The following is a 19,712-nucleotide window of genomic DNA, read 5'->3' on the forward strand; positions in this document are numbered from 1 at the left end:
GGATCAAGGAAAAGCAATGATTGTAAATCCAATTAAACGCAAGCCTACTCGTAAGATTCGTGTAGGTTCAGTCTATGTCGGTGGCGATGCACCCATCAGCATTCAAAGTATGACCAATACTGAAACTTGTGATGTGGAAGCAACGCTAGCGCAAATTCAGCGCTGTGCAGATGTAGGTGCGGACATCATGCGTGTTTCTGTACCAACGATGGAAGCGGCAGAGGCTTTTGGTGAAATTCGTAAGCGTTCATCAGTGCCGTTGGTTGCAGATATTCATTTTGACTACAAGATTGCACTGCGTGTTGCAGACTTGGGTGCGGACTGTTTACGGATTAACCCTGGAAATATTGGCTCTGAAGCTAAAATCCGTGAAGTGGTGGCTGCAGCGCGTCATAACGATATTTCTATGCGTATTGGGGTGAATGCAGGTTCACTGGAAAAAGATATTCAAAAGAAATACGGTGAGCCAACTGGTCAGGCATTGCTTGAGTCGGCGATGCGTCATATTGATATTCTAGACCGTTTAGATTTCCACGAATTCAAAGTCTCAGTGAAAGCATCCAATGTGTTTTTAACCATGGACGCTTATCGCCTACTTTCACAGCAAATTGATAATCCGTTACACCTGGGTGTAACGGAAGCTGGGATTTACCGTACAGGTTCAGTGAAGTCTGCGATTGCATTGGGCGGTTTGTTATTGGATGGCATTGGTGACACCATGCGTATTTCCTTGGCAGCGGAACCTGAAGAAGAGATTAAGATTGGTTTTGATATTTTAAAATCACTCAGTCTTCGTTCAAATGGAATCAACTTCATTGCTTGTCCAAGTTGTTCACGTCAAGAGTTTAACGTGATTTCAGTGATGCAAGCCCTAGAAGAGCGTTTAGAAGATATTCGTACCCCAATGGATGTGTCGGTGATTGGGTGTAAAGTGAATGGTCCGGGTGAAGCCAAAGAAGCCGATATTGGTGTAGTTGGTGCAAGTCCCCGTTCACTGGTGTATCGTAATGGTGAAAAGAGTCATTTAATTGACACAAATCAGTTGGTTGACGAAATCGAAACGATGGTTCGTCAGCGTGTTTCAGAGCTTGAAGAAGCTAAATCTAAAGAGATCATCCGTAGTTCATCATGAGTTCAATTGTCGCAATCAAAGGTTTTAATGACATTCTTCCTACGCAAACACCAGCGTGGAGACGTCTTGAACAGCATCTCGCATCATTGATGGATGCGTATGGCTACCAGCAAATTCGTTTGCCTATTGTTGAGCAAACCAATTTGTTCAAACGTTCGATTGGTGATGCAACGGATATCGTTGAAAAAGAAATGTACACCTTCTTGGACAAAGGTAATCCGCCTGAGTCTTTGACTTTGCGTCCTGAAGGAACAGCAGGCTGTGTACGTGCCATGCTGGAGCATAACTTGCTTCGCGGTGCAACGCCTCGTGTCTGGTATATTGGGCCGATGTTCCGTTATGAAAAGCCGCAAAAGGGTCGTTACCGTCAGTTCCACCAGTTCGGCGTGGAAACCTTTGGTGTTGCAACCCCAGATATGGATGCGGAGCTGATTTTGATGACGGCACGTCTGTGGAAACGCATGGGTGTAGCAGATAAAGTTCAACTTGAGTTGAATACTTTAGGTGAGTCTGATGAGCGTGCAGCTTATCGTGCGGCATTGGTGGAGTTCTTAGAATCACATAAAAATGATTTGGATGAAGATTCACAGCGTCGTTTAACCACCAACCCACTACGTATCCTTGACTCTAAAGATGCAAAAACCCAAGCCATTTTAGAAAATGCGCCGAAGTTGCATGACTTTATGGGGGAAGAGACACTACAGCACTTTGCCACTTTGCAGCAGTATTTAACCGATGCAGGCATTGAGTTTGTGATTAACCAGAAATTGGTGCGTGGCTTAGATTATTACAACAAAACAGTTTTTGAGTGGACCACCACGCATTTGGGCTCACAAGGTACAGTCTGTGCGGGCGGTCGTTACGATGGCTTAGTGGGTCAGCTTAAAGGCAAGGCCGATCAGTCTGTACCTGCAGTTGGCTTTGCGATGGGTATGGAGCGTCTGTTGTTGTTGCTTGAGCAAGTCGAAGACGCTACACCTATACGTGATTGCGAAATGTTTTTATTGGCAGATCCTGCTTCTCAAGGCAAAGCTTTGGTCTTTGCAGAACAAATTCGTAACCAGTTAGATGCTGCATCAAGTACGCTTCGTTTGAAAGTTGGTTCACATGGTTCAATGAAGTCGCAAATGAAAAAAGCGGATCAGTCTGGCGCATTGTTTGCCCTCATTTTGGGTGAGCGCGAGGTGGAAGCTGCACAGTTTGCCGTAAAAGAGTTGGCAACAGCTGAACAAACTTTGGTTGCGGTGGATGACATCGTGCCATTTATGATTGAAAAATTTTCTTCAAAATAAGCCAAAATATAAGGAAAGGGTAGTCACATGAGCGCATTAAGTGATGAAGAACAACTTGATAGTTTAAAGTCTTTCACTAAGAAATATGGTTCAGCCATTATTAGTGGGATTTTAATTGCGCTGATTGCCTTTTTTGGATGGCAATACTGGCAGAAGAAAACTTTGGCCGAGAACCAAATGAACACGGCTAAAGTTCAGCAATTGATGGATGAAGCACGTGCAACGCAAGGCGATGCATTTACAGCCTTGTCTGCAACTGCGGACAAAATTGTGAAAGAAGCACCAGATTCGGCGCAAGCCATTCAAACGCAATTGTTGATGGCAAAATTGGCCTATGACAAAGCGGATTATGCTAGTGCTGAAAAAGCGTTGAAGAAAGTTGAAAACTCTAAAGTGGATGACGACGGCTTAGTGCAAATTGTGAAATTGCGTTTAGCGTATGCACAACTGGCTCAAAAGAAGTTTGATGATGCGATTAAAAACCTCGCATTGGTAAAAGATCCTGCTTTTAAAGCGACAGCCGATGAAGCTTTGGGTGATGTCTATGTGGCTAAAAACGACATCGAAAATGCGAAAAAAGCCTACCAAAGTGCATGGGATCAGTTGGTTGAACGTAAACAAGAACGCCAAATTTTACAAATTAAACTCGAAAGTGTTGGTATTTTAGTTGATGATCCTGAAATCGAACGTCCACTTATAGAAACAGCAGCGGAAGAAACTGAATGAATAGAAAATACAAAATTTCGTGCGCATTAACCGTATTAACTTTAGCGCTTGCGGGTTGTGCAAGTAGTGGAAAAGTAGAAGAAGTTAAGCCGAACCCACTTCCAAAATTGACTCAGGCGAAAACTCTGACTCCTGTATTTTCTCAAAGTGTGTCTTCAACTTCGACTGCTGATCCTTTACGTTTACGCCTAGATGCAGACAACGGTGTAGTTTTTGCACTTGATCCTAAAGGTGTAGTGACGGCATATCAAGGCAAACAAAAACTATGGCAGAAAGAAGTATCTAAAGCCGGTTTGAGTTCAGGCGTCGAAGCTGCAGATGGTCATGTCATTGTAGGTAACGCCAAAGGTCAGTTGTTTGCTTTAGATCAAGCAACTGGCGAGCAAAAATGGACAGCACAATTAACGGGTGCACTTCTTGCGCCATCGTTGATTCAAGCTGGTCGTGTTATTTCTGTAAGTAATGATGGTACTGTTTTTGCGCATGATTTGGCAACAGGCCAGCAAGTGTGGACCTATAACTTACCGAATGTGCAACTTAGCTTGCGTGGCAACGCAGCGCCTGTTCCTGTCGATGCACGTACAGTGCTGATTTCTTCAGCTAATGCCTATGTTTATGCTTTAGATGTGCTCACAGGTGTGCCACGTATGCAGCGCCGTGTGGCTGTGTCGGATGGTCGTTCGGATATTCAACGTTTGAATGATGTTGATGGTGATCCTGTAGTGGCAGGTCAGTACTTGATTACGACCAGCTATCAAGGTCAAGTGACTATGACAGATTTGGCTTCACAGCAGGTGGTGTGGAGTGAAGACTCAAGCAGTACGCAGCGCCCTGAAGTTGTGGGTAATGGTGTATTTGTAGCGCAAACTGACGGCAAGTTGGTGGCTTATGAAATTAGCACGGGTCAAAAGCTTTGGGAAAATGACAGCCTGCTGAACCGCCAATTGAGTAATCCTGTGATGTTGGGCCAAGACCTAATTGTTGGTGATCTAGATGGCGTTTTGCACATGCTGAACCCTGCGACAGGTGAATTGATCGGTCGTGCGAAGACGTCTGGTGAAGTGCGTACTTTACGTGTGATTGATGATCAACTCTATGTTGCAACACGAAAGGGTGCATTAAGCATTTGGCAGAATCGTTAATTCTGTTCGACTTATGTTAAACTAGTCGAAATTCGTATTTTTTTAAATTCCTCGGGGTGTTTGCTTAGTCAAAACCCCGAGTTTTTATTCAGGTTTTTCACCTAATTTTCTTCCAGTTTCTGATGTTCAGACCAGTCTCACTGGCTGATCTTGAATAAAGGTTAATCTATGAAACCCGTAATTGCGCTCATTGGTCGTCCGAACGTCGGAAAATCAACGCTATTTAACCAGATCACCAAAAGCCGAGACGCGCTTGTTGCTGACTTTGCCGGTCTGACTCGTGACCGTAAATATGGTGATGCTGTATTTCAAAATAAGTCTTTCATTGTGGTTGATACTGGTGGTATTGGCGAAAATGAAGGTGGTATCGACTCTTACATGGCAGAACAGTCTAAAACTGCCATCAATGAAGCCGATATTATTGTATTCGTAGTTGATGCACGCGCAGGCCTGCTCGCATCGGATGAGCAAATTGCGCGTGAGCTACGTACACTCGGTAAGAAAGTTTACCTTGTGGCGAATAAAGTTGATGGTGTACATGCCGAAGCTGCACTTGTTGAATTTTACAAGTTGGGTATGGGCGAACCTATGCAAGTGGCTGCGAGCCATGGTCGCGGTGTACAGCAAATGCTTGAAGATGTGCTTTCAAGTGTGCCTGAAGATGAAGATGCAGATGAGCACGATAAGAACACAGGCTTACGTTTAGCGATTATTGGTCGTCCAAACGTCGGTAAATCGACGCTAGTGAACCGTTTATTGGGTGAAGAGCGTGTAGTTGCATTTGACCAACCGGGTACAACCCGCGACTCGATCTATATCCCGTATGAACGTGATGGCCGTCAGTACACCTTAATCGATACTGCAGGTGTGCGTCGTAAAGGTAAAGTCGATGAAATGATTGAGAAGTTCTCAATTGTGAAAACGCTACAGGCCATTAAAGATGCCCATGTCATTGTGGTTGTACTTGATGCACGTGAAGGTGTGGTTGAGCAAGATTTACATTTGATTGGTTATGCGCTTGAAGCGGGCCGAGCGATGGTGATTGCGATTAATAAATGGGACAACATGTCTGAGTATGATCGCAAACAATGTAAATTGGATGTCGATCGTCGCTTTGACTTTATTCCTTGGGCAAAAGTACATTTAATTTCTGCATTGCATGGTACGGGGGTGGGGGATCTATATCCATCGATTCACCGTGCTTATGATTCGTCACATTTGAAAGTTTCACCTGCAAAAATCACACAAATTTTAAATGATGCTACAGATGCGCACCAACCACCAATGGTCGGTGGTCGCCGTATTAAAATGCGTTATGCCCATATGGGCGGACAAAATCCACCTACGATTGTGGTGCATGGTAACAAAGTTGATAAAACGCCTGCGGATTATCGTCGTTATTTAGAAAACGTATTCCGTAAAGTGTACAAACTTGAAGGTACGCCAGTACGTATTGAGTTTAAAACCTCTGAAAACCCATTTGAAGGACGTAAGTCACAGGTGGATGAACGTACAGCAGCGCGTAAGCGTCGTTATGTTCAGAAGTTTAAGAAAGCTGAGAAGAAATTCAAGCGCTAATCTGGCATTAAGTTTTTGATGCTGAAAAGCCCAAAGTGATTTTTGGGCTTTTTTATTTTATCCATTGGAGCGTAAAACCTCGGGGTTTAGCCCATAGGTATCTACACATCTTGATGTACCTAATGCAATTGTTGCGATTTCATTCAGTTCATCTATTGAATATTCTGAGAGCAGTTGAAGAGTGTTCAGTAAAATCGAAAGTCCTGCCAATATTGCAGGTGCACTTTCCAACTTACCTCTCTTCTGCTGTCGGCCTGAAAGACGGGCCAGAAATATACGAATTTTCTGATTTTGTTCATCTTCAGAACGCTGTATTCGCCAAGTCAGTACACACGCCATACTGCTGATCAGGAGCCGTCTTAAAATCGCTGCAGGTGTGGTCTGAAGCCATGATTCAACGTCATGGCCTGCCTGCTTCAGAAGCTTGAAATAGCACTCAATTGTCCAGCGCCAGTAATACCAGGTGGTTAATTCTACCGCATCAATCTCTGAAGAAACATTGCTGATCAGCGACCATCTCGCGACTGTTTTACCTTGAGCATCTTTCACCACAGCAACAATTAATCTGGCTGTAACTGCCTTGCCTGGCTGGGGAGCAACCCGTTGGCCTAAATCATCTTTTCTCTTCGGTTTTGCTGCACGCGTTATCCGAATATCGGTTTCTCCAACATGCAGCATATGCCTGTTTCCTTTATAAGCAATCGGCTTAACTTGCTGAGTTACTACTTTTTCTGCGACTTCTGCAACTTTGTAGGTTTCCCCTTGATGCTCAATCCGATGGCTTTCTTTGGCCCGAATCAACCATTTGAAACCATGGCTGCTGATTTCCCTCAAGTGGGCAATCGAGTCTCCTTCACGGTCAATGATATGGACTTTTGTTTTCTCAATCGGATACTGTTCAATCGTTTTGATTTGTTCTGCGAGTGAGTCCAAATGGGACTTGCGCTCGCTGTATTGTTCACTGAATGTGGAATAACAGCCGGATGCATCTGTTAGCGTCTGAGCTAATGGCGCAATTGGGAGCCCTGATGACGCATCGACAAGTAAACTGCTTTGCAATTCATAGCCTGAATTCGCCTCTGTTCTTTGAAGACGCCGAACCTTATGACTGTGCTTCACATACTGCAGTTGAGACCAGTCATGAACGATTAATGCATACTGATGCGGTGATGTCTTGATCTGTTCGCATGCAAGAAGCTTAATCGGCTGGTTTAATTGACTAAAAGAGATTTTATTATTATTCAGGAATCGCCAAACAGCCTGTGTAGTTGAGAAACTCGACTTTTGGGTAGAGGCCAGGTCTTTGATTGCGGGAGCAAGTGAAGCAAGAGGATTCATATTGAGTTTTACAAGGCTGTTATAACGTTTGACAAGACGCTGATCCAGACCAGAGATGTTAAATTGAAGAGCATGCTCTTCAATTTAACGCAAAGCTCGGAAATTGTGTAGATACCTATGGGTTTAGCCCGAGGATATAAGCGAGTGGCGTAAGCCATTAATGCGGTGTTTGCTGTTGTTGAATATATTGTTTAACAATTCCAATTGGCGCACCGCCACATGAAGCAGCGAAGTAACTAGGCGACCACAAAGCACTGCCCCATAGCTTGTTTTTAATTTCAGGGTGTTTGGTTCTTACAATGCGACTTGAAGCACCCTTTAAACTATTCACTAAGCTAGAAATTGCTATTTTAGGTGGATAATTCACAAGCAAATGAACATGATCGTGTTCACCATCAAACTCTACCAACTCGGCTTCAAAGTCTAAGCAGATACGCTCAAACACTTCACGCATTGTTTCAAGCATTGCTTTGGTAAAAACATCTCTACGGTATTTAGCCACAAAGACTAAATGTACATGCATATTAAAAACACAGTGGCGACCTGTTCTAATCTCTTGACTATTGCTCATAGACCAAATATATTTTAATCATGAAAACACTTAAATTACGCATAAAAGACAAACATTACAAGGTACTAGACCAACTCGCATTGGAAGTAAATTTTGTTTGGAATTATGTGAATGATTTAGGATTTAAACATCTAAAAAGAAAAGGTGAATTTCTTTCAGCTTACGATATTGCTAAATACACGAAAGGCACATCTAAAGAATGCAATCTGCATAGTCAAACTGTTCAAGCGATAACAGAAGAATTGGTTACTCGAAGAAAGCAGTTTAAAAAAGCAAAGCTAAAATGGCGGGTGAGTAATAAGAAGTCTGCAAGACGTTCTTTGGGTTGGATACCCTTCAAAAAGGTTGCAATCAAATATGCTGATGGCTACGTGCAGTATGGCAAGCATCAATTCAAGCTATGGGATAGCTATGGACTATCAAAATACAACGTCAAAACAGGCTCATTTGTAGAAGACAGTCGTGGACGTTGGTATGTTTGTTTAGTTGTTGATAAGACAAAACAAGTTAAATCAAAGGGTAATACCTCAATCGGTATAGATTTGGGCTTAAAAGACCTTGCAACCTGTTCAGATGGCGTAAAGCTCAAAGCCCCTCAAATCTATCGGCAATACGAACAAAAACTTGGCATTGCTCAACGTGCTAGAAATAAAAAGCGTGTTAAAGCGATTCATGCCAAGATTAGAAACATACGTCAAAATACGCTACATCAATTCAGTCATAAATTGGTGAATAAACATGCAGCCATCTTCGTTGGTAATGTGAATGCAAAGGCATTAGCACGGACTAAACTAGCGAAGTCTGTATTAGATGCAAGTTGGACAACACTTAGAACCATGCTCAAGTATAAATGCGAGAACGCAAGTGTATGGTATAAAGAAGTCAATGAAGCCTATACCACCCAAACTTGTTCGAGCTGTGGCTCACGCTGTAGTAGTCCGAAAGGTAGAACGGGACTTGGAATAAGAGAATGGCAGTGCATGGAATGCGGTACATTCCATGATAGGGATATAAATTCCGCACTGAATATTCTTGCGCTCGGACATGAGCGTCTAGCAGTAGGAATCCCCGTCCTTTAGGTCGCGGAGGATGTCAAGATGCATGAAACCATGATAGGAACGAAAAGTGGCAAGGACAATACGTGTTGAGCTGAAAAAGATTGGTGACATTGTGCAGGTGGATCACAGCCTGTCACGTGTCGAGCAAATTGCACAGCGAAAACAAGCCATTTATCAATATCGCAATCAATGCTTATCCAAACAACGGCAGATGGTTGTAGATGATCACTCCATTGCACTGAGTGAGATAGGTAAACCCTATTGGGTTGATCAGCCTTCTTTTCATTTCAATCATAGCCACAGCCAAAATTACTATGCTTTAGCTACGAGTGAGCGGATGCAGGATCTAGGCGTGGACGTGGAGGAGTTAAACCGAAAAGTTCGCTTTGAGGCTTTGGCTAAACATGCTTTTCACGTAGAGGAACTTCGCGTGTGGCAACAGTATGATCAGGACAAAGCATACTGGTTTAAGGTCTGGACAACCAAAGAAGCGGTGCTTAAAGCATCAGGTTTAGGCATTCGTTTAAACTTAAATGAACTGAACACCCAAGCACATCCAACGCATAATGGTGGCATGTGTAGTCATCCGCTGATTGGGAGTTTTGCCTATCAAAATTTTGAGTTAGGAGATGTGATGTTGACCGTGGCTTGGCGGGCAGAGCAGTCCTGCCGTGGCTATGCGTTGCCTCAGATAGAGCTGGTACAACATCTTCACACCGACATAAAAAAGCCTCTCAATTGAGAGGCTTTCTTTTTTCACACTATGGTGTGCATTTATGGAATTTCATTTTCTTCTTCAAACTCAGGCTTCACTTGAACAATGAAGTCTTGACGGTTTAAGCCACGCCATAAAGCAAAAGCTGTACCGATGTAGATTGAGGAGTAGGTACCCACAAAAACGCCCACAAACATTGCAACAGAGAACCATTTAAGGCCATCACCACCGAGGATCATCATCGAGATCACCACCAACAATAAAGTCATTGAGGTGTGAATGGTACGACGTAGGGTCTCAGTTAAAGCGATGTTAACGATCTCTAAAGGTGAAGCGCCACGAATCTTACGGAAGTTTTCACGAATACGATCCGAAACAACAATGTTGTCATTCAGTGAGAAACCAATCAGAGCCAGAATTGCAGCCAATACAGTTAAGTCAAATGGCCACTGCATCATGGCAAAAATACCGATGGTGACCACCACGTCATGGAACAACGACAGTACCGCACCCATTGCCAGTTTGAACTCAAAGCGAATTGTTACGTAGACCAACATCAGCAGTAATGCTAAAGCCACAGCACCCGCTGAGCGAATGTAGAGTTCATTCCCGACTTGTCCACCCACCACATCAACTTTGTTAACTGAAGCAGAGTTACCCGGTAGCTGTACAGCTTGGGTAATGCTTTTGGTTAAGTCTTCTGCGGCTGTGTCTTCTTGTACAGGCATACGCACAATCAAATCACGATCTGAACCAATGGTTTGTACCACAGGGTCATGAAAGCCAGCTTTGGTCAGTGCAGCAGAGACATCGGCCGACTTCACGGGTTTGCTATAGTTCAATTCGGCAGAAATACCACCAGTAAAGTCCAAACCTAAGTTAAGACCCTTGGTGAAAATAAAGAATAGGCTGCCAATGGTTAAGACAATAGAAAGAATGGCTGCAGGCAGCGCAATCTTCATAAAATCAATTACACGTTCATCATCTGGACGGCCGTATTTTTTTGAATCTTGTTGAGTCACATCAGTCATCATCGATCTCCTTATATGCTCAACTTTTTCAAGTTACGTTTTTTGCCATAAATGAGCTGTACAATCGCACGTGTTACTGTAATAGCAGTAAACATAGAGCAGATAATACCGATCATTAAGGTCACAGCGAAGCCTTTAATTGGGCCTGTACCGATAGCAAATAGGATAAACGCAACCAAGAATGTGGTTAAGTTTGAGTCGAAAATGGTGTTATAAGCACGGTCATAACCCGCCACAATGGCTTGTTTGGGTGATGCTCCCCACTTCATTTCTTCACGTATTCGCTCACAGATCAAGACGTTGGCATCGACCGCCATACCAATGGTAATCACGATACCCGCAATACCCGGCAGGGTGAGGGAAGCACCAATCCATGACATGACGGTTAGAATCATGGCTAAGTTGAAGACCAAGGCAAAGTTAGCAATTAAGCCAAAGAGACGGAAGAAGACTACCATCCAGATTGCGACTAGTAAGAAGCCGATTTGAGTTGATAGCACACCTTTATCAATGTTTTCTTGACCGAGGCTTGGACCCACTACACGTTCTTCAACAAAGTACATTGGCGCAGCAAGTGCACCAGCACGTAGCATTAGTGCAAGTTCAGACGCTTCTTGAGGTGAATCTAGACCCGTGATACGGAATTGAGAGCCGAGGACTGCTTGAATGGTTGCAGCGTTAATCACGACAGACTCTGCATAGGGTGTACGGACTTCAGTTTGCGCACCAGTGGTAGGATCGGTGATATAGCTAATACGTTGTTTATTTTCAATGAACAACACAGCCATACGCTTACCCACCGCATTCCGGGTTGCATCGGCCATCAGTTTGCCACCTGCTGTGTCTAATGTAATGTTTACCTCAGCACCGCCAGTGTCTTGGCTAAAGCCACTTGATGCGTTTTGAACACGTTCACCCGTTAAAATACGGTTACGGTTTAAAAGTAATTCACGTCCGCTGTCTAAAGACTGATAGGCAAAAAGTTCGGTTCCTGGTGGAAGCGGTTGACCATTGCTCTTGCCCGTATAAGGGTCAATCACTTGGTCATTTTGGTCAGAGACCAAACGGAACTCTAGGTTTGCTGTACGACCCAAGACACGTTTTGCTTCAGCAGTGTCCTGAACACCTGGGAGCTCAACCACGATGCGGTTACTACCTTGTGTTTGTACCAAGGCTTCTGCCACACCTAACTCGTTAATACGGTTACGTAAAGTGGTTAAGTTTTGGTTCACGGCATAAGATTGAATTTCTTGGCGGCGAACATCGGTATAGGTTAAGCGTAAGGTTGAACCTGTCGCAGTTGCGACCGCTTGCTGATTAAACTCATTACCACTGCTACGTAAGTAGTCTTGAGCCGCAGTACGATCATCATTGTTGGCGAACTGAACGGTAATGGTGTTGTTGTTTAATACAAGGCTGTTAAATTTAATTTTGTTGTCACGGAACTGACGACGTAAATCTGTCGCAGAGGTTTCCATGCGCTGAGCAATCGCTTTATCCATATCCACTTCTAATAAGAAGTGAACACCACCACGTAAGTCCAGACCGAGCTTCATTGGTTTTGCACCAATTTTTTGTAGCCACTCTGGCGTGGTTGGTGCCAAGTTCAACGCGACAACATAGTCATCACCAAGGCCACGACGTAACGCTTCTTTGGCTTTTAATTGTGCTTCGCTAGAGTCAAGACGTAACAGTGCAGCATTATTGCTAAAACTGTTGTCATGGCTTGAAATGCTTTCAGATTTTAAAATCTGCTCTGCTTTTTGTACGATGCTTTGGTCAATTTGGGTACCAGCTTTGGCACCAGAAATTTGAACCGCAGGCTCATCTGGATACAAACTAGGCAGGGCATATAATGTACTGATCGTCAAAACCACGAGAATCAGTAGATATTTCCATGCTGGGTAACGCATTTGTTTTCTTCTTAAAATGAAAAAAGTCGTGCGGATGCACGACTAATTTTTTTGATTAAAGGTTATTTAATGTGCCTTCAGGAAGAACTGAAATCACACTTGCGCGTTGGATTTTTACGTCTACACCACGGCTCAGTTCAACCACTGCAAAGTCACCTTCGAGTTTAGTGATTTTACCCATGAGACCACCAGCAAAAACAACTTCACTGCCTACACCAAGACTTTCAACCAAAGAGCGGTGCTCTTTGGCACGTTTAGCTTGAGGGCGCCAAATTAAGAAGTAGAAGATTGCAATAAAAACAGCAATCATCAATAAGTTTGCGACCATACTTGGTTGTTGCGCAGCTTCACCCGCTGCGTGAGCTGTAGAAATAAAAAGGCTCATTTCAAATTCCTAAACTAAAAAAACGGTGACCAACGAATTGATCATAAATAGACTTGTTCTGCAATTTACCTTGTCTTTTTACCAAGCGCAAATGCTCACAACAATTAATCTTGGGGGCAAGGTGGAACTTCTAAACCACGACGTGCATAAAAATCTTCAACAAAGGCATCAAAGCGATCATTATCCAAGGCGTCACGAATGTCTTGAGTGAAGCGTTGGTAGTAACGTAAGTTGTGAATAGTACCGAGCATTGAACCCAGCATCTCGCCACATTTTTCCAAATGGAATAAGTACGCGCGAGTAAAGTTAGTACAGGTATAACAGTCACAGTGTGGGTCCAGCGGACTTTGATCATGACGGTATTTGCTGTTACGGATACGTACTAAACCATCGGTCACAAAATAATGTCCATTTCGGGCATTACGTGTAGGCATGACACAGTCAAACATATCGACGCCACGGCGGATGCCTTCTACGATGTCCTCAGGTTTACCCACGCCCATCAGGTAGCGCGGTTTGTCTGCTGGCATTTTTTCTGGAAGATAATCCAGCACTTTAATCATTTCTTCTTTCGGTTCGCCGACGGACAGACCACCAATGGCATAACCGTCAAAACCAACTTCAAGCAAGCCTTTTAAAGACTCATCACGTAAGTCTTCATACATACCACCTTGAATAATGCCGAATAGCGCATTTTTATTTTCAAGAACATCATGATGCTGAGTCTTACAACGCTTTGCCCAACGCAATGACAATTGTAGCGACTTTTGTGTTTCTTCATGCGTTGCAGGATAAGGCGTACATTCGTCAAAAATCATCACGATGTCAGAGTTCAATGTATGTTGGATGTCCATTGAGATTTCAGGAGACAAAAATACTTTAGAACCGTCAATTGGAGAGCGGAACGTTACGCCATCTTCTTTAATTTTACGCATCGCGCCCAAACTGAAGACTTGGAAGCCGCCTGAATCGGTCAGAATGGGTTTATCCCACTTCATGAATTTATGCAGACCGCCGTGCTCTTTAATCACTTCAAGGCCAGGGCGTAGGTAAAGATGGAAGGTGTTGCCTAAAATAATTTGCGCTTTGATGTCTTCAATATCACGCGGGAGCATGCCTTTCACCGTACCATAAGTACCGACAGGCATGAACACGGGGGTTTCAACCACACCATGCTCTAAAGTTAAACGACCACGACGGGCGCGACCCGACTGACCTAATTTTTCAAACTTCATAAAATATCCTGAACAAGAGCAAAGCACTGCTCTGCTTGCAGTGCAAGAGCGAAAAAACAGTTCGCCGCTAAAAGGAGGCTATTTTCCTTGATTATGCAAATAAACACCAGTGTTGTAACACTTTTAACGCAAAGCTTTTCTGTACGAAATTGTGTGCGGTGACAACGGTTTTGATTTGAGTATGTTGGGGAGAGTGGGAGATGAATTGCCGTGGCATAGCAAGCGATAGCTGCCAGAAGTGAAGTAAATGTAGATATTAAAAAAGGCAATCAAAATGAGTGCCTTGGATGTGTTCTTTGTGTTAGCGCGATCTTTTTAGTTGAAATTGGGACGGTAATCAAAATTTTGCAGCGCAGCAGCGTCACGGAATGGACGCACAGCTTTTTTACCGACAGTCATGGTGTTTACAATGTTGTTGGGAAAGATTTGAATGTGGTTGTTAAACAGTTCGACATTGCGGTTAAAGATGCTGATCGCAGCACCGACATTTTCGTTTTGCTCATGAACTACTCGCAGCTAAAGCAACGAGTTTCTGAAAGCAACTTAAGCTGCAATCATCTCTTTTGACGTTTCATCGGCAATGCGAGAAAGAGTTTTAACACTCTTTTTCGTCTTACGACTACCTCCACGCCCACTAGAGGAAGACATTAAGCCTTTCTCCAACACCGTTCCAGTGTCTAAAATTAATTTTATTGCTCGGCTTTTTATCACTTTGGATGCGTTTTTATCCGCATTATCAGTGTGACCACAACTCACGCATTTAAACTTTTCTTGAGTTTTGCGATTGTCGGGATGAGTGTGACCGCATGAAGCACACTCCTGACTTGTGTAAGCTGCCTGAACCTTAAATACAGCTTTTCCTAAACGAATGGCTTTGTATTTAACATATGCCTCAAGCATATACCAACCAACATTTAGAATTGCTTTATTTAAACCTGCTTTTGCCTTTGCCTTGTTGGGGATAAATCGACCTAATTCATCCTTTTTAGGGTTTGGCTTTTTCGTCATTTTTTGAGTATTTAACTTCTCAAAAATGAATACTTTATTTCGCTCATTGCTTACTAGGCTATGGCTAGTCTTGTGATTGAAATCCTTTCGGATATTGGCTTTCTTAGCGTGATGGATCGCAATACGGTGCTTGGTTTTAGCTCTACGGTTTGACCCTTTTTGCTGTTTGGCTAACTTGCGCTGTAATCGTTTAATGTAGCGCTCAGCTTTGGTTAGATGGTTCTTTTGTTCCCTGGTAAAATCAAATTCTTGCGCTGGTGTACAAACAGGGATTGCCACGCCACGATCAATACCAACAACGTGCTTATTTAGTTCATTGGCATCAGTATCACTTAATAATGCTAATTGCTTTTCCAGGTACTTATCTTCATTGAATTTTTTGCCATCAAAATCCTCCATCTCAATTCCATCTTCATAGCAGAATGAAACAAAGTATTGACCACGCTCTTTACGGATATAAAGAGATTTTGGCTCATTAAAATCGGCATGTTTATTGAAGCTCAGATAGCCAATATTGTATTTACGACCACCAATTTGAAGTCGTGTTTTACCAAATTGATCTTTCTCGAAAGAGAACAGGTCACGAGTCAGGTAGATGCTACCTTTATCGGTTTTGGCTTTGCGCTTTGGTCGGCCACAAATCCCCTTGGTTGATTTTTTGAGGGTGTTGTACCAATTCACAGTCGAGTTCTTGAGAATGGTACTTGGACATTTATCAAGCCATGGGGTCAGTTCTTCTGACTTAAACTGAGCGTATTTCTGATCTTGAGTATCAAAATACTGCTTAAACGGTGTGAACTTACGAGCAAAACCTCGGAAATACTTATCCTCATCACATTTAGCATTCCAAGCAAATCTCGCACAGCCCATCCATTGGCTCAGAATTAACTTCTGTTCCTCTGTTGGGTATGCTCGAAATTTAATGCCTGAAATCATTACTAAGTGAAGTGTTCTTGCTATTTATATGCTGGAATTTTATACTATCTTTTATCTTAAGTAAATCTAGTATGTGATAAAAATGTATGAGTGGAGAACAGGTAGAAGCTGTATTTTTAAGAATTATGTTCATCTAGTATTTGTAACTAAATACCGTAGAGATGTGCTAACCCAAGAAATGTTAGATTCATTAAAAGAAATAATGAAGGAAACCTGCGAACAAATGGATTGTGAGTTGATGGAGTTTAATGGCGAGGATGACCATGTTCACATGATGGTTAATGTTCACCCTAAAATTGCTATCTCTAATCTAGCTGGAAAACTAAAAGGGAAAAGTTCTTATTTGCTACGAAAAAGCTTTTGGGACTCAATTAAAACAAAGCTATGGGGTAATCATTTTTGGTCGCCTAGTTACTGTGTAGTTTCGTGTGGTGGTGCAAGCCTTGAAACGGTTAAACAGTACATTGAAAACCAAAGACAACCACCATCTGAAATAGCAGTTAAACGCTCAAAAAACCTGAGTGCTAAAAGTGGCTTGACTCGCCCCTAAAGAAGCGAGAATGCGCCACTAAACTTGTTCAAATTTAAGGGTAATCGGTGCTTTCCATGGATGCAACCGATCCAAGATTTCTTGGGCAGTGTCCGCACTCCGAGCAATGCCCCAAAGCTTGTCGATATTATCAAACTCGACCTGATTCTTTTTACGTCGAATATGAATAGAATGTTTGATCGTATCGAGAGGCATGTGAGGTTCTTATTTGGGTTGAAGTTGGTCAACTAACATGGCATCGCCATAACTAAAGAAGCGGTACTGGTTTGCAACTGCATGTTGATAAGCCATCAAAATATTATCACGATTTGATAGCGCTGAAACCAACATCAAGAGAGTCGATTCAGGCAGATGGAAGTTGGTGATAAGACGATCCACCACTTTGAACTCATAACCTGGGTAGATAAAAATTTGGGTATCTCCAGTCCAAGCTTTGAGTTCACCATCATGTGCCTGCGCTGCACTTTCAACCGCACGTGTCGCTGTCGTTCCGACAGAAATGACTTTATTACCACGCGCTTTGGTTTGACGAATAAGCTCAACTGAATGCTCAGGAACATCACACCATTCACTGTGCATAATGTGATTGGCAATGTCATCGGTACGTACAGGCAGAAAGGTACCAGCACCCACGTGTAAAGTGACAAAGGTTTTCTGAATACCTTTGGCTTCAAGTTGATCCAACAGCTTTTGGTCGAAGTGTAAGCTTGCGGTAGGTGCAGCGACACTGGCTAACTTGGTTGGATCATTAAATACTGTTTGATAACGCTCGGTATCAATGGCTTCAGCTTCACGGTTGAAGTAGGGAGGGATCGGAAGTTGTCCGTATAATTCCAGCACCGTTAAAATTGGCTGGGAAAACTCCACAATAAATAAATTTTCATGACGACCTAGTATAGTGACTTTAACGGCATCTGGGCCAATAAAGAGCTCAGCGCCTGCTTTGGGTGTGTTACTAGCTTTGATGTGGCAGTGTGCAATAAATGCATCTTGCATGCGTTCTACCAGAACCTCGACAGCTCCACCGCTGGCACGTTTGCCTTTGAGGCGTGCTTTCATCACTTTCGTGTCATTTAAGACCAGTAAATCACCTGCATTGAGCAAATTTAAAATGTCGGTGAATTGAAAGTCATGATGCTGACCTTGAGCATCGAGGTGTAACAGTCGAGAAGCACTACGCGTGTCTAAAGGGTAACGGGCAATGAGTTCATCAGGGAGGTCGAAATTAAAATCAGAAAGTTGCATGATCGGAAAGCAGCGTCAAAATAAGGGAGGTCAAAATTGCGCTTAGTATATGCGTTTTTGCAGAAAAACGCTGAAATTGCACAAATATAAAGCTAAAAAATCAAATGTGACTTAAAAATAGCCAATCACTATCAACTTGCATTGACAAGTTTTTCAAAAAGTTTAATATACGCATCAACACCTTCCCGAGGTGGTGAAATTGGTAGACGCGGCGGACTCAAAATCCGCTGTCAGAGATGACGTGTCGGTTCGAGTCCGACCCTCGGGACCAAGATATTAAAAAACCCAAGCATATTCAGTCTTGGGTTTTTTATTGCCTGAAATTTAAGATTTGAATCAAATCGCCATAAAACATTACAGATGACTTAAAGCAATTGAATGTTTGTTGCGGGTTTGCTTAATTATGTCCTCATATGATGGACTCACAATTTTGTTTTAATCCTTCTGATAAATAACGAGTTTTCTAAAAAGAGAAAGTAGTCACAATATAAAATTCTGAAATAATTAATTTTTTTTTAAATGCCACGCTTGTATTGTTGTATTTTTATATTGTTTTAATGTTGAAAATTTGCTAATAAATACAAGTAAATAATAGGTTTGTGCCGAAAATCACAAAAGATGAGGCAGAAATGGGTATTCAATTGCTAGATATCGGGTCTGATACAGAACAGTTAAGTGCTTGTCACTTATCTTTATTGTTGGGCGTGAACAGTAATGACAATAAAATTAAGAGCTTTCTCAAATTTGCGCGAAAAATTTTAGGTGCAGATGCCGCAATTTTAACGTTTAGCAATGAACCTTATAGTTGGTATGCGGGCAAACACGCATTCAATGCTTTTCAGTTACCCGCTGCAGCCAATTTTGCTACTCATTTTGAAGGGGAGATTGCGATTGATAGCCTGCATTCCCATTATCATCATCTTTCTCAGCAGGTGAGTGCTTTAGGGTTTAAACATCAGCGGATCATCGCATTGGATTTAAAGGTATCGGATAAATCTGTAGGGCAAGTGATTTTCTTTGATGAACAGTTGGACGCTTTTACGCAAGATGCTGTAGAAAATGTCTATGAACTGGCCTCTGGGTTTCTTAATCTGCTGCATTTACGCATGGAAAATGCGGAGCTCAAAGAGTTATATGAACAACAGGTGGCTATGAATGTCAGTAAAACCAAATTTTTCCAAATTATTGCACATGACTTAAGGGCGCCTTTTCATGGCTTAATTGGTTTCTCAGAAGTGTTGGCTGAAGAGCGCGAAAGTTTGGATGAGTCTGGTGTGCAAAGCATTGCAGATTATTTGCATGATACCGCGCAATCGACTTATAGCTTGTTAGAGAGCCTACTGAATTGGGCGATGGCAGAGGGCGGACGTTTTGTTTATCACCCCATCCATTACAAACTTAAGCACTCCTCTCAAATTGTTTTTGATGTGTTGCATGCGTTGGCTATCAATAAAAATATTCAACTGATTGACCGTGTCCCCGATGATTTAAAAATTTTTGCAGATATCAATATGGTGACCTCAGTGATCCAAAACTTGGTCTCAAATGCACTGAAATTTACCCATATGCATGGCGAAGGTGTTGTGACGATTGATGCCAAACAGCGTGATGATTTTATCGATATCTACATTCAAGATACAGGTTTAGGTATGACCTTAGGGCAAATTGAATCTTTGTTTGAACCGAAACTAACCGTTAGTTTTAAGGGGACAGCTGGGGAGAAAGGTACGGGGCTAGGTCTGGTGTTGTGTAAGCGTTTTGTTGATTTGAATAAAGGTGAAATTTCAGTCACATCGAAAGAAGGTGTAGGTTCAACTTTTATCGTCAGCCTGCCCCGTTCGAACAGCGCACATTAAG

General features: G+C 42.7%; 18 protein-coding genes, 1 tRNA gene and 1 pseudogene. 10 read left to right on the forward strand and 10 right to left on the reverse strand.

Translation table 11 applies throughout. The features are described from left to right. Positions 1-16: 16 nt before the first annotated feature. The 5 genes from ispG (at position 17) to der (ending at position 5,870) form a co-directional block, all read left to right on the forward strand. Positions 17-1,132, forward strand: a complete 1,116-nt coding sequence (ispG, locus tag AC4MDD_RS02750; RefSeq protein WP_004697677.1) for a flavodoxin-dependent (E)-4-hydroxy-3-methylbut-2-enyl-diphosphate synthase — start codon at positions 17-19, stop codon at positions 1,130-1,132. Beyond that, the gene (gene hisS, locus AC4MDD_RS02755; RefSeq protein ID WP_201701617.1) at positions 1,129-2,424 is read left to right on the forward strand and encodes a histidine--tRNA ligase; all 1,296 of its coding nucleotides are present in this window, start codon (positions 1,129-1,131) and stop codon (positions 2,422-2,424) included. The genes ispG and hisS overlap by 4 nt, the downstream gene beginning before the upstream one ends. A gap of 27 nt (positions 2,425-2,451) precedes the next feature. Then, a complete protein-coding gene (locus AC4MDD_RS02760; protein WP_005401704.1) occupies positions 2,452-3,150 on the forward strand; it encodes a YfgM family protein in 699 nt (232 codons plus the stop codon). Then, the gene (gene bamB / locus AC4MDD_RS02765) at positions 3,147-4,292 is read left to right on the forward strand and encodes an outer membrane protein assembly factor BamB (protein ID WP_058870298.1); all 1,146 of its coding nucleotides are present in this window, start codon (positions 3,147-3,149) and stop codon (positions 4,290-4,292) included. Before AC4MDD_RS02760 ends, bamB begins: the two co-directional genes overlap by 4 nt. Before the next feature lie 168 nt (positions 4,293-4,460). Further along, positions 4,461-5,870: a ribosome biogenesis GTPase Der gene (gene der, locus AC4MDD_RS02770; protein WP_491882260.1), complete on the forward strand. Its 1,410-nt coding sequence runs from the start codon at positions 4,461-4,463 to the stop codon at positions 5,868-5,870. A gap of 57 nt (positions 5,871-5,927) precedes the next feature. On the opposite strand, the gene AC4MDD_RS02775 is transcribed toward der, so the two are convergent. Then, a complete protein-coding gene (locus AC4MDD_RS02775) occupies positions 5,928-7,208 on the reverse strand; it encodes a transposase (RefSeq protein ID WP_490747393.1) in 1,281 nt (426 codons plus the stop codon). A gap of 157 nt (positions 7,209-7,365) precedes the next feature. Beyond that, positions 7,366-7,779, reverse strand: a complete 414-nt coding sequence (tnpA, locus tag AC4MDD_RS02780; RefSeq protein WP_005402021.1) for an IS200/IS605 family transposase — start codon at positions 7,777-7,779, stop codon at positions 7,366-7,368. A 20-nt stretch (positions 7,780-7,799) separates the two neighbouring features. On the opposite strand from tnpA (AC4MDD_RS02780), the gene AC4MDD_RS02785 reads away from it, so the two are divergent. Beyond that, entirely contained in the window at positions 7,800-8,858 is a 1,059-nt protein-coding gene (locus AC4MDD_RS02785; RefSeq protein ID WP_058951462.1) for an RNA-guided endonuclease InsQ/TnpB family protein, read from the forward strand. A 46-nt stretch (positions 8,859-8,904) separates the two neighbouring features. After that, positions 8,905-9,579 (forward strand): 4'-phosphopantetheinyl transferase family protein, encoded by a 675-nt coding sequence (locus AC4MDD_RS02790; protein ID WP_005401701.1) that lies wholly within the window; start codon positions 8,905-8,907, stop codon positions 9,577-9,579. Between the two features lie 32 nt (positions 9,580-9,611). On the opposite strand, the gene secF is transcribed toward AC4MDD_RS02790, so the two are convergent. The 6 genes and pseudogenes from secF to AC4MDD_RS02820 form a co-directional block, all read right to left on the reverse strand. Further along, positions 9,612-10,586: a protein translocase subunit SecF gene (gene secF / locus AC4MDD_RS02795; protein WP_234304491.1), complete on the reverse strand. Its 975-nt coding sequence runs from the start codon at positions 10,584-10,586 to the stop codon at positions 9,612-9,614. Positions 10,587-10,594: 8 nt separating this feature from the next. After that, entirely contained in the window at positions 10,595-12,496 is a 1,902-nt protein-coding gene (secD, locus tag AC4MDD_RS02800; protein ID WP_348959763.1) for a protein translocase subunit SecD, read from the reverse strand. 55 nt (positions 12,497-12,551) lie between these two features. Beyond that, the gene (gene yajC / locus AC4MDD_RS02805) at positions 12,552-12,881 is read right to left on the reverse strand and encodes a preprotein translocase subunit YajC (protein ID WP_004697692.1); all 330 of its coding nucleotides are present in this window, start codon (positions 12,879-12,881) and stop codon (positions 12,552-12,554) included. Between the two features lie 104 nt (positions 12,882-12,985). Next, positions 12,986-14,116 carry a tRNA guanosine(34) transglycosylase Tgt gene (gene tgt, locus AC4MDD_RS02810; RefSeq protein ID WP_348959764.1) on the reverse strand — a complete coding sequence of 377 codons (1,131 nt, stop codon included), beginning with the start codon at positions 14,114-14,116 and terminating at the stop codon, positions 12,986-12,988. 315 nt (positions 14,117-14,431) lie between these two features. Continuing rightward, positions 14,432-14,623 (reverse strand): annotated as a pseudogene (locus tag AC4MDD_RS02815) (LemA family protein); the annotation flags it as partial. A 36-nt stretch (positions 14,624-14,659) separates the two neighbouring features. Beyond that, positions 14,660-16,060: an RNA-guided endonuclease InsQ/TnpB family protein gene (locus AC4MDD_RS02820; RefSeq protein WP_058951639.1), complete on the reverse strand. Its 1,401-nt coding sequence runs from the start codon at positions 16,058-16,060 to the stop codon at positions 14,660-14,662. An 82-nt stretch (positions 16,061-16,142) separates the two neighbouring features. Here AC4MDD_RS02820 and tnpA (AC4MDD_RS02825) point away from each other — a divergent pair, with 82 nt between their 5' ends. Further along, entirely contained in the window at positions 16,143-16,610 is a 468-nt protein-coding gene (gene tnpA / locus AC4MDD_RS02825) for an IS200/IS605 family transposase (protein ID WP_010327522.1), read from the forward strand. An 18-nt stretch (positions 16,611-16,628) separates the two neighbouring features. Here tnpA (AC4MDD_RS02825) and AC4MDD_RS02830 read toward each other — a convergent pair whose 3' ends face one another. Both AC4MDD_RS02830 and queA read right to left on the reverse strand, forming a co-directional pair. Continuing rightward, positions 16,629-16,805: a hypothetical protein gene (locus tag AC4MDD_RS02830; protein ID WP_348959800.1), complete on the reverse strand. Its 177-nt coding sequence runs from the start codon at positions 16,803-16,805 to the stop codon at positions 16,629-16,631. 9 nt (positions 16,806-16,814) lie between these two features. After that, positions 16,815-17,855: a tRNA preQ1(34) S-adenosylmethionine ribosyltransferase-isomerase QueA gene (gene queA / locus AC4MDD_RS02835; protein WP_348959765.1), complete on the reverse strand. Its 1,041-nt coding sequence runs from the start codon at positions 17,853-17,855 to the stop codon at positions 16,815-16,817. 184 nt (positions 17,856-18,039) lie between these two features. On the opposite strand from queA, the gene AC4MDD_RS02840 reads away from it, so the two are divergent. Together AC4MDD_RS02840 and AC4MDD_RS02845 are read left to right on the forward strand one after the other, a co-directional pair. Then, positions 18,040-18,126 (forward strand) — tRNA-Leu (locus AC4MDD_RS02840). Between the two features lie 358 nt (positions 18,127-18,484). Further along, the gene (locus AC4MDD_RS02845; protein ID WP_201953721.1) at positions 18,485-19,711 is read left to right on the forward strand and encodes a sensor histidine kinase; all 1,227 of its coding nucleotides are present in this window, start codon (positions 18,485-18,487) and stop codon (positions 19,709-19,711) included. Position 19,712: the final 1 nt, after the last annotated feature.

The organism is Acinetobacter sp. CAU_H_29a_1 (genome assembly GCF_058599505.1).